11 protein-coding genes and 1 pseudogene are annotated in these 15,941 nt (G+C 74.6%); 5 read left to right on the top strand and 7 right to left on the bottom strand.

All coding sequences use genetic code 11. The features are described 5' to 3' along the window. Positions 1-938, top strand: a pseudogene (locus UW392_RS18555) (serine protease); the annotation flags it as partial. An 85-nt stretch (positions 939-1,023) separates the two neighbouring features. Here the strand turns inward: UW392_RS18555 and UW392_RS18550 are convergent. The 7 genes from UW392_RS18550 to UW392_RS18520 form a co-directional block, all read right to left on the bottom strand. Then, positions 1,024-2,526 (bottom strand): tripartite tricarboxylate transporter permease, encoded by a 1,503-nt coding sequence (locus UW392_RS18550; RefSeq protein ID WP_320776139.1) that lies wholly within the window; start codon positions 2,524-2,526, stop codon positions 1,024-1,026. Between the two features lies 1 nt (position 2,527). Next, positions 2,528-3,055, bottom strand: coding sequence for a tripartite tricarboxylate transporter TctB family protein (locus UW392_RS18545; protein ID WP_320776138.1), 528 nt, complete (start codon positions 3,053-3,055; stop codon positions 2,528-2,530). After that, positions 3,052-4,035: a tripartite tricarboxylate transporter substrate binding protein gene (locus tag UW392_RS18540; protein WP_320776137.1), complete on the bottom strand. Its 984-nt coding sequence runs from the start codon at positions 4,033-4,035 to the stop codon at positions 3,052-3,054. Before UW392_RS18540 ends, UW392_RS18545 begins: the two co-directional genes overlap by 4 nt. A gap of 163 nt (positions 4,036-4,198) precedes the next feature. Further along, complete coding sequence (locus UW392_RS18535; protein WP_320776136.1) at positions 4,199-7,096, bottom strand: helix-turn-helix transcriptional regulator; 2,898 nt, start codon at positions 7,094-7,096, stop codon at positions 4,199-4,201. A 214-nt stretch (positions 7,097-7,310) separates the two neighbouring features. Then, on the bottom strand, positions 7,311-8,444 hold the full coding sequence (locus tag UW392_RS18530) for a (-)-alpha-amorphene synthase (RefSeq protein ID WP_320776135.1): 1,134 nt from the start codon (positions 8,442-8,444) through the stop codon (positions 7,311-7,313). After that, on the bottom strand, positions 8,441-9,919 hold the full coding sequence (locus UW392_RS18525) for a cytochrome P450 (RefSeq protein WP_320776134.1): 1,479 nt from the start codon (positions 9,917-9,919) through the stop codon (positions 8,441-8,443). Before UW392_RS18525 ends, UW392_RS18530 begins: the two co-directional genes overlap by 4 nt. A 219-nt stretch (positions 9,920-10,138) precedes the next feature. Next, a complete protein-coding gene (locus tag UW392_RS18520; protein WP_320776133.1) occupies positions 10,139-10,720 on the bottom strand; it encodes a TetR/AcrR family transcriptional regulator in 582 nt (193 codons plus the stop codon). A gap of 246 nt (positions 10,721-10,966) precedes the next feature. Between UW392_RS18520 and UW392_RS18515 the strand changes: the two genes are divergently transcribed. From UW392_RS18515 to UW392_RS18500, 4 genes are read left to right on the top strand one after another with little or no spacing between them, the layout of a single operon-like run. Then, a complete protein-coding gene (locus UW392_RS18515; RefSeq protein WP_320776132.1) occupies positions 10,967-11,560 on the top strand; it encodes a (2Fe-2S)-binding protein in 594 nt (197 codons plus the stop codon). Next, complete coding sequence (locus UW392_RS18510) at positions 11,557-12,549, top strand: xanthine dehydrogenase family protein subunit M (protein ID WP_320776131.1); 993 nt, start codon at positions 11,557-11,559, stop codon at positions 12,547-12,549. Before UW392_RS18515 ends, UW392_RS18510 begins: the two co-directional genes overlap by 4 nt. Further along, on the top strand, positions 12,546-14,672 hold the full coding sequence (locus tag UW392_RS18505; protein ID WP_320776130.1) for a xanthine dehydrogenase family protein molybdopterin-binding subunit: 2,127 nt from the start codon (positions 12,546-12,548) through the stop codon (positions 14,670-14,672). The genes UW392_RS18510 and UW392_RS18505 overlap by 4 nt, the downstream gene beginning before the upstream one ends. Next, positions 14,665-15,795, top strand: a complete 1,131-nt coding sequence (locus UW392_RS18500) for an XdhC/CoxI family protein (protein ID WP_320776129.1) — start codon at positions 14,665-14,667, stop codon at positions 15,793-15,795. The genes UW392_RS18505 and UW392_RS18500 overlap by 8 nt, the downstream gene beginning before the upstream one ends. The last annotated feature ends 146 nt before the right edge of the window (positions 15,796-15,941 follow it).

Raw genomic sequence — 15,941 nt, 5'->3', positions numbered from 1 at the left:
GCGGGCTCACCGGCCGGACCGGGCCCGGCCCCCGGGTGGTCTTCCTGCACGGCCGCGGCCAGCAGGGACACGACCCCGCCGAGCTGCGGGCCGGCTGGTGCCGGGGCCTGGCCACCGGCCTGACGGCGGCCGGCCGCCCCGCCCTGCCCGCCGCCGACGTCTGGTTCCCCTTCTACGGCGACACCCTGGCCGCCGCCACGGCCACCGCCGAACGGACCACGGCCGCGGCCACCGGCGAACGCGCCGCCCCCGGCACGGCGACGACCACCGCCGAGGTCTACGCCCCCGCCGACCCCGGCGCCCGCGCCGTGTACGCCGCGCTCATCGACGAGGCCGCCGACACCACCGGCATGCCCGCCTCGATGCGCCGGCCCGCGACGGAACGCGCCGCCGCGGCCGAACTGAGCCTGCCGGGCGGGCTGATCGCCACCCTGCAACGGCCGCTGTCCTGGCTCGCGGCGCACAGCGGACTCGACGACGCCGTCATCGCGGCGGTCTTCCACGACGTCTCGGCCTACCTCGGCGACAAGTCCGTACGGGATGCCGTCCTCGACGTGGTCCTCGACCAGGTGCCGGACGACGGCGCGTGCGTCTACGTCACCCACAGCCTCGGCACCGTCGTGGCGCTCGACCTGATCACCCGGCTGCCCCGGCAGGTGTCGGTGCCGCTCCTGGTGACCGCCGGGAGCCCGCTCGGACTGGACGCGGTCTACCGGCGGCTGCTGGTGCGCGGCGCGGTCCGGCCCGACAAGGTCGGGGCCTGGACCAACGCGTGGTCCGCGGCGGACGCCGTCGCCGTCGGCTGCCCGCTCGGCGACACCTGGAAGCGGGTGCGCGACGTGCTCTGCACCCACCGCGACGACCGGGCGCACGACATCAAGCTCTACCTCGCCGACGCGCGGGTCGCCGGGGACATCGGACGCGCCGCCCGGCCGTGACAGCCGTGCCGGACCCCCGGGTGACCGGTGACCGGTGAGCGAGCCACCCACCGGCCGCCGGCCACCCCCGGTCACCGGACGCCCGTCACCCCGCCGCTCGACCGCCCCTGACCCGCCCGGCCGCCCGCCGCAGCAGCGGCCACGCCAGCAGCAGCACGATCACCGCGTACACCGTCACCGAGAACGGCGTGTTCACCAGCCCCGTCACACTGCCGTCGCTGATCTGCAGTGCCCGCCGCAGCTGCTGCTCGGCGGCCGGGCCGAGGATGACGCCGATCACGGCGGGCAGCACCGGCAGCCCGTAGCGCCGCATCCCGAACCCGACCAGCCCGATGAGCAGCAGGATCACCAGGTCGACGACCTCGCCGCCCACCGCGTACGCGCCGACCGCCGCGAAGAACATGATCCCCGCGTACAGGTACGGCCGCGGAATGCGCAGCAGCCGCGCCCACAGCGGCGCCAGCGGCAGGTTCAGCGCCAGCAGCAGCACCATGCCGACGAACAGCGAGGCGATCAGGCCCCACACCAGCTCGGGTTCGCGCTCGAAGAGCAGCGGACCGGGCTGGATGCCGTACTGCTGGAACGCGGCCAGCATCACCGCCGCCACCGCCGTCGTCGGCAGCCCCAGCGTCAGCATCGACACCAGCGTTCCCGCGGCCGACGCGGACGCCGCCGACTCAGGGCCCGCGACGCCCTCGATCGCACCCCTGCCCCACTCGTCCTTGTGCTTCGACAGCCGCTTCTCCGTCACGTACGAGAGGAACGTCGGGATCTCCGCGCCGCCCGCCGGGATCGCCCCGAACGGGAAACCGATGAACGGGCCGCGCAGCCACGACTTCCAGGTACGCCGCACATCCGCCCGGCCGAGCCAGGGCCGGCCCACCGGGATCGGCTCGGCCGCGCCGCGCCGCAGATGGGCCGCCACCCACAGCGCCTCGCCGATCGCGAACAGCCCCACCGCGACGATCACCACGTCGACCCCGTCGGCGAGTTGCAGCGAACCGAACGTCAGCCGCTGCTGCCCGGTCATCTGGTCCAGCCCCACCAGCCCGATCGTCAGGCCGATCAGCAGGGAGGCGAGACCCCGCACCCGTGAGGAACCCAGGACCGAGGTCACGGCGATGAACGCCAGCACCATGATGGCGAAGTAGTCCGGCGCGCCGATGTCCACCGCCAGGTCCGCCACCGTCGGCGCCAGCGCCACCAGCAGGAGCGTGCCGATCATGCCGCCCGCGAAATGGCCCACGGCGGCCGCCGCCAGCGCCTGCGCGCCGCGCCCCGCCTTGGCCATCGGGTTGCCCTCCATCGCCGCGACGACGGCGGCGCTCTCACCGGGCGTGTTCAGCAGGATCGAGGTGGTGGAGCCGCCGAACATCGCGCCGTAGTAGATGCCCGCGAACATGATGAACGCGGCGACCGGGTCCAGGCCGTACGTCACCGGCAGCAGCAGCGCCACCGCCATCGCCGGGCCGATGCCGGGCAGCACGCCGATCGCCGTGCCCAGCAGCACCCCGAGGGCCGCCCACAGGAGATTGACCGGGGTGAGCGCCGTACCGAAGCCGTCCAGCAGGGAGGAGAAGGCGTCCATGTCAGACCACTCCCATCAGCGGGCCGCCGGGGAGCGGGACACCGAGCAGCTTGTCGAAGACGGCGTAGGTGGCCACCGAGAGCACGGCGGCGATCAGCGGGTCACGGTCGAAGCGGCGACTGCCCAGCGCGAAGGCCGCGCCCCAGAACAGCAGCGCGCCGGCGACCGGGAAACCGAGCGGCTCGATCAGGACCGCCGCGCCCAGGAAGACCCCGGTGAGCAGCAGGACCGTACGCCAGTCGGCGGGTTGGGACGGGTCGACGTCCTCGCCGCCCTCGGCCTCGCCCCGGCCGCCGCGCAGTACGTCCACCGCGAGCAGCGCGGCGACCAGCAGCAGCCCGGCGCCGACCACGACCGGCACGGTCCGCGGTCCGACCGGGCCGCGCTGGGTGATGTCGACGTCCATGGTCAGCGCGTCGGTGAGCACCAGCACACCGAGCGCCAGCAGCAGCGCGCAGACGCCGAGTTCGGAGTGGTCGCGCAGCCAGGAGCGGCCCCGGACCTCCTCGGTGGGTTCCGTCGTCGTCACAGTCCCAGCTCCTTCAGTACCGACACCACGCGCTGGTCCTGCGCGTCCAGGAAGTCACCGAACTCCTCGCCGGTGAGGAAGGCGTCGTCCCAGCCGTTGGTCTCCATCGACTTCCGCCACTCGGGCGAGTCGTGCAGCTCCTCGACGAGCCGCGTGAGCTTCTCCCGCTCGGTCTCCGACAGACCGGGCGGGGCGACGATGCCGCGCCAGTTGGTGAAGTCGACGTCGTACCCGGACTCCTTCAGCGTGGGCGCGTCCAGCCCCTCGACGCGCTCGGGGCCGGTCACCGCGAGCAGCCGCAGCTCACCCGCCCTGATCTGGTCGAGGTACTCGCCGACGCCCGACACACCGAAGGCCACCTTGGAGCCGAGGATCGAGGCGAGCAGCTCGCCGCCGCCGTCGAACGGGACGTAGTTGACCGCCTTCGGCGCGATCCCCGCGGCCCGCGCCATCAGCATCGGCGCGAGGTGGTCCGGCCCGCCGGGCGACGAACCACCGCCCACCGGCAGCTTCCCCGGACTCTTCCTCCACGCGCCGACCAGCTCCTCGATCGTGCGGTACGGGGAGTCCTTCGCGACCACCACGACGTCCTGCTCCTCGGTGAGACGGGCGATCGGCGTGGTGTCGGCCAGCGTCGTCGGCGTGTCGTTGGAGCGGACGGCGCCGACGACACCGAGGCCCATGGACATGGCGAGCTTGCCGTTGCCGTGCTCGCCCACCAGCCGGCTGAGGCCCACCGTGCCGCCGGCGCCGGGGAGGTTGAACACCTCGATACCGTGGGTGAGCCCGGCGTCCTCGGCGTTCTTCGCGGCCGTGCGGGCCGTGATGTCGTAGCCGCCGCCGGGGGTGTTGGGGACCATGAGGCGCAGTCCCGGGATCTGTGTGCCGCTGTCGCCTCCGCCGCCGGTGTCCAGCAGCGGAGGACCCATGAGCACGAGTACGGCTGCCCCCAGCAGGGCGAGGGGGGTGTGCAGGCGCACGGGTGCCACCACCTGTCGTCGTGTCGTCCAGCGTTCCGGCACGGGTCCCGGTAACGGGGCGTGACGTGCGCCACATGGTGCCCGTGGGGCGACCGGCTGTCCCCCTTGCGTCAGCAACGGAGGTTGTGGTCTTTGTGGTCGCTGCGCCGGGGGAGATGTTCGCCTAAGGTGCGTTCTTCAGAGCCCGGGGGAGGCCGTTCGGGTCCGTGCCCAACTTGCGGTACACGGAGGCCAGCTCCAGGCGGACACCCTGTTCGGTCAGGCGGAGTTCCTTGGCCACGACCGCCGGCGGGATGCCGGTGACCGTCATCTCCGCGGCCTTGCGCTCCCGCGGCGTGAGCGTGTCCGCCTCCGCGTAGCGCAGCGGCAGCGGCCTGAGGCCGGCCGCCGACAGCTCCGTCCTGGCTCGGGCGGCCAGCCCCTCCGCGCCGCAGTGCACGGCCCGCTCCAGCCCCTGGTAGAGCCGGTCGGCGGCCTCCTGCACCCGCCCGTTGCGGGACAGGGCCGCGCCGTGGTCCACCAGGGCACCGGCCAGCTCGTAGGAGGCGGGCGACGCCTCCAGCAGGGCCACGGCCTCCGCGTACAGGCCGAGCGCCGCCGTCCCGTCGGACACCTCCGCCTCGACGCGCAGGGCCTGCCCGGTGACCGACGCGGCCCCGAACTCCCGGGCCCGGCCCACCGCGTCCCGGGCGAGGCCGACCGCCCGTGCCGGGTCGGACGGCGCCACGGCGCGCGCCAGGTGCAGCTGCCAGGGGCACCAGGCGGGGTTGCGCCAGGCGCGCTCGTCCAGCCGCTCGCCGACCCGGGCGAGGACGCGGGCCGCCTCCTCGCTCCGGCCCTCGGCGAGCAGCAGCTCCGAGTGGACCGTGCGCGGATCGGGATAGATGACGGCATTCGGGACGGTCACGCCGTAGTGGTGGGAGTCGGCGAGCCGGCGCGCCTCCGTGGTGCGGCCCCGGGCGAGCAGAGTCTGGACGAGGATGCCGACGGCGAACGCCTGGGCGGGCACCGCGCCGTCCACCCGGTCGGCGATCCGCAGCCCCTCGCGGACCAGTTCCTCCGCCTCCGCCAGGCAGCCGCGCCGGTAGCGGATGTAGCCGAACAGGGCGTGGCCCAGTGCCAGGTGCGAGCCGCGCCAGCCCTTGCGCTCGCACTCGGCGAGCCCCAGCCGGAACAGCTCCTCCGCGCGCCCCGGCTGGTCGCCGTACATGAACACCAGGGCGACGGAGACGGGCACCTCGAAGCCCTGGTTCTCACCGGTCCAGCTCAGGCCCCCGCGCAGCGCCTCCTCCGCGAAGGAGAGGGACACGTCGCGCGGTTCGCCGCGCAGTACGGCGTCCCAGGCCCGCAGCCCCAGGATGTAGCGCTCCTCCAGGCCGCGGCCCGGCATCCGGTCGGCGAGCCGGGCCAGGGTGCGGGAGCGGGCGGGGGAGTCCGGCTCGTCGGAGCGGAAGCAGCTCCACACGAAGTGGTCGGCCTGCATCCGCAGCCTGATCCGGGCGTTGCCGGCCCGCCGGGCCTCCTCCCCGGCCACCGCCGCGGCCTCCGCGATGTGGTCGGTGTGGGCCAGCGCCTGGGCCAGCCGGTAGACCAGCGAGGCGCGCAGACAGGGCTCGACGTCCGGCTCCGCCAGCGCCTCCCGGAGGTGGCTGATGGTGGCCGCCGGGTCGATCAGGAAGGTGGCGCGGGCCAGTTCGTGGAGGATGGCGGCCCGGTCCTCCGGCGCGGGCGGCTCCAGCAACGCGCGGCCCAGGACCCGCCGGGCGGCCTCGGGCGCCCCGGCGCGCAGATACTCCCCGGCCGCCTCCCGCAGCCAGGCGACCGCCGCGGGCCTGCCCTCGCAGGGCACCTCGAGCAGGTGGCGTGCGGCGGCGGTGGGACCGAGCCCGGCGGCGCGCACGGCCTCCGCCGCGGTGTTGTGCATGCCGACCCGCAGTCCGGCCGGGATGTCCCGGTAGACGGCCGTCGCGATCAGCGGATGGACGAACTCCAGGCCCCCGCCGGGCGACGTGCCCGGGGCGAGGATGCGGGCGGCGCGCAGCCGCTCGGCCGCCGCGGCGCTCTCCTCGGTGCCGACCACCGCCAGGGCCGCGGCCAGCTCCGGCGGTGCCGGGGAGCCCAGGACGGCCACGGCCCACGCGAAGCGGACGGTGGCGCCGCCGAGCCGCCGGAGCCGGTCGAGCAGCCCCGGGCCTTTGACGGCGGAGGCGAGGTTGCGCATCGCGCCCAGATCGCACCGGGTGCCCTGCACCCCCGTCTCGCGGAGCCGCATGGCCAGCTCGACGGCCTCGAAGGGGCTGCCGCCGGTGGCGGCCCAGCACTCGGCGCAGAACGTGTCCTCGGCGGACTCGCCCACGATGCTCCGCACGATGCGTGTCACGGCCTCCAGCGTGAGCGGCGACAGACTGTGCGGGCGTTCCCCCTGTCGCTCCACCAGGGCGCGGAACGCGTCGGCCTCGGGCGGCAGTTCGTCGGGCCGGTAGGCGGTGACGATCAGCAGCGGGAGGTCCTCGGCCCGGGGCGCGAACGACGCCAGCCACCCGAGCGTCTCGGTGTCGGCCCAGTGTGCGTCGTCCAGGAGCATCACGACCGGCGCGTTGCGCACGGTGAGCTGGGTCATCACCCAGTCCAGCCCGTCCCGCACCCCCGTCGGGTCGGGGGCGCGGGCCGCTCCGGTCGCCTCCAGACCGAGGGCGGTGGCGACGATCTCGTACCAGCTGCCCAGGAACGACCGGCGTTCGCCGTCGTCGAGTGCCGCCAGCGGCGGCTGGAGGAGCTGGCGCATCACCCGGAACGCCAGCTCCTGCTCGTTCTCGCCGCCCCGGCCGGACAGGACCGTGCAGCCACGGGCCGCGGCCCGCTCCCGCGCCTTCGACAGCAGCGTCGTCTTGCCCAGCCCGGCCGGCCCGGTGAACGTGATCAGCCCGCCGCGCCGGCCGCGCGGTACCTCGCCCTCCTGGTCGCAGAGACGCTCCAACGCAGCGTCGACAGCGCTCAGTTCGCGCTGTCGCTCCAGTAACAGCCGTTGTTCGGCGTGCGGTTGCCGCAGTCCAGTCGCCATGTGCCGTACTGCTTCCTGTGGACGGCCGTCGGAGGACGGTGCCGAGCGTACGCGCGGCCGGCGGCCGCTGACCGGACTCTGAGACGAGTTCGACGAGTACGGGTGAAAAGGGCGGCGTCGGTGTATGAGCCGCGCCCGGCGCGGGTAACGTGGCCCGATTCGCCCACGCCCGGACCACCGCCGCCCGCGGGCCGCGTCCACCGCCCGGCGTCCGTCACGGCCCGACGGGCGCCGCCGCGGTGTCCGCGTACCGGGGGACCGTGCGCGACCAGTAGTAGCAGCCGCGGATCCACCCGCCCATGCCGTCGACGTAGCTCAGGCCGGCGGGGCTCAGCCCGGGTTCGATCACCCGGCGCAGCCGCTGGTACTCGATGATCGTGGTGTTGATCCGCCGGACCGCCAGTGTGACCGCCCGGGACAGGGAGCAGCCGTGCGTCCGCTGGTAGGCGAGCGCCAGGTTGATCAGGCCGCCCGCGCGGTGCTCCTTCACCGCGGAGAACAGGTCGGGTATCCACACCGCCGCGTCCGCCGAGAGCCGGGCCAGCCGCCGCATCACCGGATGGTTCAGCTCCCGCTGGGTCAGCTCCTCGGGGTGCGCGGCCTCACACAGCGGGTAGAACGGCTCGACCCCGGCGATCAGCGCCCGTATCGAGGTGCACAGCGCGATGCGCGGTGGCAGTGAATGGCTCTGCGCCACCGCCTCGTACAGCAGCCCGTGCACGTACTCCCGGCTGTGCCAGGCCCAGCGCGCCGCCTGCGCCGGCGTGCAGCGCTCGCGGACGCGCCGGTGGAGGTCGGCCAGGGCCGCTCCGAGCGGGGTGACCGGCGGTTCGCCGTCCCGCAGGATGGCGACGCTCTCGCACACCATCGGCAGCAACCGGCCCGGTCCGGGGCGGCCCACCTCCTCCGCGCGGTCGTCGAAGACGAACTGGTAGGCGATCTGGTCGGCCACGAGCTGGAGCAGCTCGGCGTCCATGCCGGGGCTGTTGTAGGACGCCAGCTGTGCCGGACGGGTACGGACGATCATCTCCGCCACCTCCGGGTCGTCGGTCAGTCCCCAGCGCCGCAGCCAGGTGTCGACACCGGCCGCCGCCCGCTGCTCGTGAGGGCTGGCCCGGAACGGGAAGGGCATCAGCAGCGTCGATTCGATCAGCTCCTTGAGACTGCCCTCCGGCAATCCCTTGAGGCTGCCCTCCGGCAGTTCCTTGAGGCTGCTCTCGGGCAGTCCCGCGAGGCTGCCCTCGGGCAGTTCCATGAGACTGTCCTCCGGCCCGCCCGCCGTCTCCGCCGCCCGCGCCCGCGCTTGCGCCGTCCGCGGCGCCGTCGTCTTCGTCACCTGTGCCGTCATGCGTCGCCACCTGTCGTGGGGGCCGTCGGAGTGTGCGGTGCGCCGGGCACCGCCGGTGCGGGCGGGCGCCCGCCGGGCCGCCGCGTCCGCGGTTCGGGGACCAGGATCAGCGAGCGGGGGCCCAGGGTGGCCGCGGGGCGCGGCCGGCCGATCTGCCCGGACGGCGCGCGCAGCCGCCAGTGGCGGGCTATGACGGCCAGGGCCACGGTCGCCTCCGTCATCGCGAAGGTGTCCCCGATGCATTTGCGGCCGCCCGCCGCGAAGGGCAGCATCGCGCCGTCCGGCACGGCCGCCGCCCCCGGCAGCCACCGCTCCGGCCGGAACCGCTCGGGCTCGGGGAACGACGCGTCGCGGTGGTGCAGGAGGTAGGGGCTGTACAGAACGGTCGTGCCGCGCGGCAGCGGGCGTCCGGCCAGCTCCGTCTCCCGGGTGGTGAGCCGGGTGAACAGCCAGCCCGGCGGGCGCAGTCGGAGGGTCTCGGTGACCACCGCGCGGGTGTGCGTCAGCCGGTCCAGCTCGCCGGGACCGGGAACGGCCCGGTCGGCGAGGACCGCGTCGACCTCCTCGTGCAGCGGACCCTCGGCCTCCGGGTGGTCCGCGAGCAGGGCGAACACGGAGGCCAGGCACATCGCCGTGCTCTCCACCCCGGTGAGCAGCAGGGTGACGAGCTGGTCGCGCACCTCGCGCTCGGTGAGCGGCGCGGCCTGCCGGTGGCCGTCGGCGTACGCGGCGTCCCGGTCGCCGTCCGCGCGCGTGGCCGCCAGCAGGGTGTCCAGCAGATCGCCCCGCGGGGTGCCGTCGCGGCGCTCGGCGACCAGGTCGTCGACGAGCGCCCGCAGCCGGAGCACCGCCTGGCGGTAGCGCCGGTTCCCGGGCGTCGGCAGCCGGAACAGGGCGTCGACGGGCACGACCGTACGGACGAACAGGCCCCGCACGACCACGGCGAGACAGTCGCGCACGGCGGCGGCCCGACGCGCGTCCAGGGAGTCGGAGAAGAGCAGCCGGCTGGTGACACCCGTCGTCAGGGCCACCATCGCCGCCGTGACGTCGACCCGCTCCCCGGGCCGCCACGCCCCGCACACCGCCAGCGCTTCCTCGCCCATGCGGCGGGTGCGGCCGGCCACCCGCGCGGCGCCGAACGCCGGTTGCAGCAGCCTGCGCTGACGCCGGTGCTCGCCCTGGCCACAGGTCACGAGCCCGTCGCCCATCAGCCCCCGCAGCCGGTCGTACAGCGGGCCGCCCTTGTCGTACGTGCGCGGGTCCTTGAGAACCCGGTGGACCAGCTGCGGATCACAGACCACTAAGGCACGCAGCGGTCCCAGCCGTATCTCCACCAGGTCTCCCCGCGCGGGAAGCGATTCCAGGAAGTCCAGCGGACGCCGGAGCAGTGCGATAGCGTGCCCGGCGAAGGGGAATATGCCCGGCGCGACGCCGGTTCTCCACACGTGATCCGGTACGGGTACGGCCTCGCTCATGGGACACCACCTGCCTCTGCCGGCATACGGACGCGCCCGGTGACCACTCACCGGGATGCTGCCACAGGATCGCTCGGGACTGCTCGAATCAGAGTTCTGCCCAGCTCAACGGCGAGTGTCCGTTCGCCGTCCCCCCGTCCGGGGGCGCACGGAGGCACACGGAGGCGTGTGCGCCGTCCCGAGGGGGACGGAGATCACCTCATGGGGCAGGTGCCGCTCTCAACGCCCCGGTGCGCCCGCGCGCAACCCGTCCATCACCAGGTCCAGCAGCCGCGTGGCGCGCGTCTGCCAGTCGTCGCGCGGCTCGATCAGCCAGAGTCCGGCGATGGCGAGGAAGAAATCGTCCGCGGTGACGCCGGGACGGATGGTGCCCGCCGCCTCGTTGGCGCGCAGCAGCCGGTCGGAGGCGTCCAGCACCGGGGTGGGACCCGGTTTGGCGGGGGAGCCGGGGGAGCCGGTGACCTGCCGGATCGCGTCGGCGAGACCCGCCTTGGTCATGGCGAACCGCGCGAGGTGGTCCATCCACGCGCGCAGCGCCCGCTCCGGGGGCTCGGCCGCCAGCAACTCGGCGGCGCTGTCGGCCACCTGGCGCATCTCGTGCCGGTAGACCTCCAGGACGAGCGCCTCCCGGCTCGGGAAGTTGCGGTAGAAGGTCGCCTGTCCGACCCCCGCCTTCCTGGCGATCGAGCTGAGCGGGGCGTCGGCGCAGCACGTGAGTTCGGCCAGCGCCACTTCCAGTATCCGCTCGCGGTTGCGCTGCGCGTCCGAGCGCAACGGGGCCTTCCTGCCGGGCTGTTCCACTCGTCCTCCCTCGCGGGTCACTGACCGAAACCCGTCCTTGATAACCGGACAACTGTCCGTTACGTTTTCGGCAGAGCGGACAGTTGTCCGGTTGCCGGTCAGGATATCGGGGCACGCGGTACGCGCCATACCCGCCGTCGGCCGGCCTGCCCGCCGGCCCGAGCCGCCCCTTCCACGATGCCCGCCGACCGCACTCTCCCGTACAGCGCCACCCCATTGTTCCCGGACGGACGAAGAAGGCTGATCATGGCTCCCACGCCCTCGCCGACGTACAGCGCCATCACCCTGAAGATCAACGGCGAGAAGCACCCCCTGACCGTCGACCACCGCACCACCCTGCTCGACGCCCTGCGCGAGCGACTCGACCTGACCGGTACCAAGAAAGGCTGCGACCAGGGCCAGTGCGGAGCCTGCACGGTCCTCGTCGACGGCCGCCGCGCGGTCTCCTGCCTCACGCTCGCGGTCGCGGCCGACGAGCGGGACGTCACCACCGTCGAAGGACTGGCCGACGGAGACCTGCTCCACCCGGTCCAGCAGGCCTTCCTCGACCTCGACGGCTACCAGTGCGGCTACTGCACACCCGGCCAGATCTGTTCGGCCGTGGCCGTCATCGAGGAGCACGCGGCCGGCTGGCCGAGCGCCGCCACCGACGACGTACGGCCCGAGGCGGGCCCGCCCGAACTGACCGACGACGAGATTCGCGAGCGGATGAGCGGCAACCTGTGCCGCTGCGGCGCCTACGTCTCCATCGTCGAGGCGGTCTCCCGCGCCGCCCGGGACACCGCCGGCACCACCGACAACGCCGGCACCACCGACAACGCCGAGGAGGCCGCGGCATGAAGGAGTTCGGCTACCGGCGCGCCGCCGACGTCACCGGCGCGCTCGCCCTGCTCGCCGACGAGCCCGAGGCCCGCTTCCTCGGCGGCGGCACCAACCTCGTCGACCTGATGAAGAACGGCGTGGAGCGGCCCGCCCTCCTCGTCGACGTCCGCGAACTGCCCCTGGACCGCGTCGAGGAGACGCCCGACGGCTCCCTGCGCATCGGCGCCACCGTCACCAACAGCGACCTCGCCGCGCACCCCGCGGTCCGCCGCCGCTACCCCGCGCTGTCCCAGGCGGTCCTCGCCGGCGCCTCCGGACAACTGCGCAACATGGCCACCGTCGGCGGCAACCTCCTGCAGCGCACCCGCTGCGGCTACTTCACCGACCTGGCCCGCCCCTGCAACAAACGGGACCCCGGCAGCGGCTGCTCCGCCCTCGGCGGCGAACACCACAACCACGCCATCCTCGGCGCCTCCGACCACTGCGTGGCCACCCACCCCTCGGACATGGGCGTCGCCCTGACCGCCTTCGACGCCGTCGTCTCCTACGAGACCGTCGACGGTCCGGGCGAAGTGCCGATCGCCGACCTCTACCGGCCCGTCGGCGACACCCCGCATCTGGAGACCGAACTGCCGCCGGGCGCCCTGATCACCGGTGTGACGCTGCCGCCCGCCCCGGTCGCCGCCCGCTCCCGCTACCGCAAGGTCCGCGAACGCGCCTCGTACGCCTTCGCGATCGGCTCCGTCGCCGCCGCGCTCGACGTCCACGACGGCGTCGTACGGGAGGCCCGGCTGGCCTTCGGCGCCGTCGCCTCCCGGCCCTGGCGGGCCCGGACCGCCGAGCACGCCCTGACCGGCGCCCCCGCCGACGCGGAGACGTTCGCCGCCGCCGCGGAGGCCGAACTGACGGCCGCCCGGCCGCTGCCCGACAACGGATACAAGGTGACCCTCATGCGCAACCTCGCGGTGGCCGTGCTCACGCAACTCGCCGAGGAGGCCGCCCGATGACCACCGCCACCACCGGCCGTACGGCGTCCCGGGGCGCCGTCGGCACCGCGCACACCCGTGTCGAGGGCCGCGCCAAGGTCACCGGCGCCGCCCGGTACTCCGGCGAGATCCCCTTCGCGGGCCTCGCCCACGGCTGGCTGGTCCTCTCCACCGTCGCCCGCGGCCGCGTCCGCGCGGTCGAGACCGACCCCGTCCTCGCCATGCCCGGCGTGCTCACCGTGCTGCACCACGGCAACGCCCCGCGCGTGGACACCGACTACGTCGGCATGCTCGGCGTCCCCGACCCCACCGCCGCCGCCTTCCAGCACGACCGGGTGGAGCACGCCGGCTGGCCCGTCGCCCTGGTCGTCGCCGAGACGCCCGAACAGGCCAGGGAGGCCGCCGAGTCGCTCGTCGTCCACTACGACGAGGAGCCGCACGACAGCACCCTCGCCGCGGACCACCCGGACGCCTACCCGGCCGACGGCCACATGCCCGCGGTGACCGAGAAGGGCGACCTGGAGGCCGGGCTCGCCGCCTCCGCCCACGTGGTGGACGCCGAGTACACCACCCCGGAAGAGCACCACAGCATGATGGAGCCGCACGCCGCCGCGGCCCGCTGGGACGGCGGCCGGCTGGAGGTCGTCGACTCCAACCAGGGCGCCACCTGGGTCCAGGGCGAACTGGCCAAGATGTTCTCGCTCGACGAGTCCGCCGTCCGCGTGCGCTCCGAGCACATCGGCGGCGGCTTCGGCAGCAAGGGCGTCCGCGTCCACCAGGTCACCGCCGTGATGGCCGCCACCGTCCTCCAGCGTCCCGTCCGCGTGGTCCTGACCCGCCGTCAGATGTTCTCCCTCGTCGGCTACCGCAGCCCCACCGCCCAGCGGGTCCGGCTCGGCGCCGACGCCGACGGCCGGCTGCGCGCCCTGGAGCACAGCTCGCTCAACCAGACCTCCAGGGTCTACGAGTTCGTCGAGCCCAGCGCCGGGGTGGCCCGGGTGATGTACGACGCCGACGCCCACCGCACCGCCAACCACGTCGTACGCCTGGACGTGCCGTCCCCGACGTGGATGCGCGCGCCGGGCGAGGCGCCCGGGTCGTTCGCCCTGGAGGCGGCCCTCGACGAACTCGCCGAGAAGTGCGGGATCGACCCGATCGAACTGCGCCTGCGCAACGAGCCCGAGACCGGACCGGTCTCCGGACTGCCGTTCAGCAGCCGCAACCTCGCCGCCTGCTTCCGCGAGGGCGCCCGCCGCTTCGGCTGGGCCGACCGCGACCCCCGCCCCGGGGTGCGCCGCGAAGGACGCTGGCTGCTCGGCACCGGCACGGCCGCCGCGTCCTTCGGCGCCGGCGCCGGCCCCTCCACGGCCCTCGTGACCGCGGAGGCGGACGGCACCTACACCGTGCGGATCGCCGCCGCCGACATCGGCACCGGCGCCCGTACGGCCCTCACGCTGGTCGCCGCCGACGCCCTGGACACCACCCCCGACCGGGTCCGGGTACGGATCGGCGACAGCGACTTCGGGCCCGCGATGATCGCCGGCGGCTCCATGGGCACCCGCTCCTGGGCCTGGGCCGTCAACGCCGCCGCCGCCGAACTGCGCGAGCGGCTCGCGCTCGGCACCTCGATCCCGCCCGAGGGCATCACCGTACGGTCCGACACCACCGAGGCGATCCAGTCCCTCGCGCAGAAGGAACGCCACTCCTTCGGGGCGCAGTTCGCCGAGGTCGCCGTGGACACCGCCACCGGCGAGGTGCGGGTACGGCGGATGCTCGGCATCTTCGCGGCGGGCCGCATCGTCAACCCGCTGACCGCCCGCAACCAGTTGCTCGGCGGCATGACCTGGGGCATCTCCATGGCCCTGCACGAGGAGGCGGTCCGGGACCGCTCCTTCGGCGGCCACTACGGCCCCGACCTCGCGGGCTACCACGTCGCCACGCACGCCGACGTCCCGCGCCTGGAGGCCGACTGGGTCGCCGACGACGACCCGGACGACCCCGTCGGCATCAAGGGCGTCGGGGAGATCGGCATCGTCGGGGCGGCGGCTGCCGTCACCAACGCCGTGTGGCACGCCACGGGCGTCCGCCACCGCGCCCTGCCGATCCGGCCCGACCGCGTCCTGCGGGCAGGCGGACATGCTTGACATAGCCGATGAACTGCACCGCTGGGCCGCCGAGGGACGCGACTTCGCCGTCGCGACCGTGGTGTCCGTCGGCGGCAGCGCCCCGCGCGGCCCCGGCGCGGCCCTCGCTGTGGACGGCGACGGCACGGCGATCGGCTCCGTCTCCGGCGGCTGCGTCGAGGGCGCGGTGTACGAGCTGTGCGAGCAGGCGCTCCGGGACGGCCGCACGGTGCGCGAGCGGTTCGGCTACAGCGACGAGGACGCCTTCGCGGTCGGGCTGACCTGCGGCGGCGTCATCGACATGCTGATCACGCCGGTCCGCGCGGACGCGCCGGAGCGGGCGGTGTTCGAAGCGGCGCTCTCGGCGGCGTCCCGGCAGGAACCGGCCGCCGTCGCCCGCGTCGTGGACGGCCCGGAGGAGCTGCTCGGCCGGACCCTCCTGGTCCGCCCCGACGGCTCCCGCGAGGGCGGGCTCGGCGGCCACCCCGACCTCGACCGCACGGCGGCTCAGGAGGCCCGCGCCCTGCTCGACGTGGGCCGCACGGGGGTCGTCGGCATCTCGGAGGACGGGTCGCACTGCCCCGGCGGGCTGTCGCTGCTCGTGGAGTCGAGCGTGGAGCCGCCCCGCATGATCGTATTCGGCGCGGTGGACTTCGCGGCGGCGCTGGTCCGGGCGGGCGCGTTCCTCGGCTACCGGGTGACGGTCTGCGACGCCCGGCCCGTCTTCGCCACGCCCGCCCGGTTCCCGGAGGCCGACGAGGTCGTCGTGGACTGGCCGCACCGGTATCTGCGGGGCACGGCGACGGACCGGCGGACGGTGCTGTGCGTGCTCACCCACGACGCGAAGTTCGACGTGCCGCTGCTGACGGAGGCGCTGCGGATGCCGGTCGCGTTCGTCGGGGCGATGGGGTCGCGCCGCACCCACGCCGACCGCACCCGACGGCTCCGCGAGGCCGGTCTGACCACACGCGAACTCGCCCGCCTGCGCTCCCCGATCGGCCTCGACCTGGGCGCCCGCACACCGGAGGAGACGGCCCTGTCCATCGCGGCGGAGATCGTCGCGACGCGGCACGGCGGCACGGGCCGCCCCCTCACCGGGGCGGACACCCCGATCCACCGGGAGGTGACGGAGTCGGCGGCATGACGGGGTCGGCGGTGTGACGGTGACGGGGGTCGGCGGCGTGACGGGGGTCGGCGGATGCCCGCCGTGCGCGGGCGCGACCGGCTACAGAGGTGCGGCGCCCGCGCCGCTCGGGGAGTCCGGGGCCGGGGCCGGGGCCGGGGCCGGTG

The sequence above is a fragment of the Streptomyces sp. CRN 30 genome, assembly GCF_034105845.1.
The sequence above is the reverse complement of the archived record's forward strand: the minus strand, read 5'-3'. Positions and strand labels throughout refer to the sequence as shown.

Bases quoted from the DNA above. Each gene is read 5' to 3' on its own strand.
- UW392_RS18550 (WP_320776139.1), bottom strand. From the start codon at position 2,526: ATGGACGCCTTCTCCTCCCTGCTGGACGGCTTCGGTACGGCGCTCACC.
- UW392_RS18535 (WP_320776136.1), bottom strand. From the start codon at position 7,096: ATGGCGACTGGACTGCGGCAACCGCACGCCGAACAACGGCTGTTACTG.
- UW392_RS18530 (WP_320776135.1), bottom strand. From the start codon at position 8,444: ATGACGGCACAGGTGACGAAGACGACGGCGCCGCGGACGGCGCAAGCG.
- UW392_RS18525 (WP_320776134.1), bottom strand. From the start codon at position 9,919: ATGAGCGAGGCCGTACCCGTACCGGATCACGTGTGGAGAACCGGCGTC.
- UW392_RS18515 (WP_320776132.1), top strand. From the start codon at position 10,967: ATGGCTCCCACGCCCTCGCCGACGTACAGCGCCATCACCCTGAAGATC.
- UW392_RS18510 (WP_320776131.1), top strand. From the start codon at position 11,557: ATGAAGGAGTTCGGCTACCGGCGCGCCGCCGACGTCACCGGCGCGCTC.
- UW392_RS18505 (WP_320776130.1), top strand. From the start codon at position 12,546: ATGACCACCGCCACCACCGGCCGTACGGCGTCCCGGGGCGCCGTCGGC.
- UW392_RS18500 (WP_320776129.1), top strand. From the start codon at position 14,665: ATGCTTGACATAGCCGATGAACTGCACCGCTGGGCCGCCGAGGGACGC.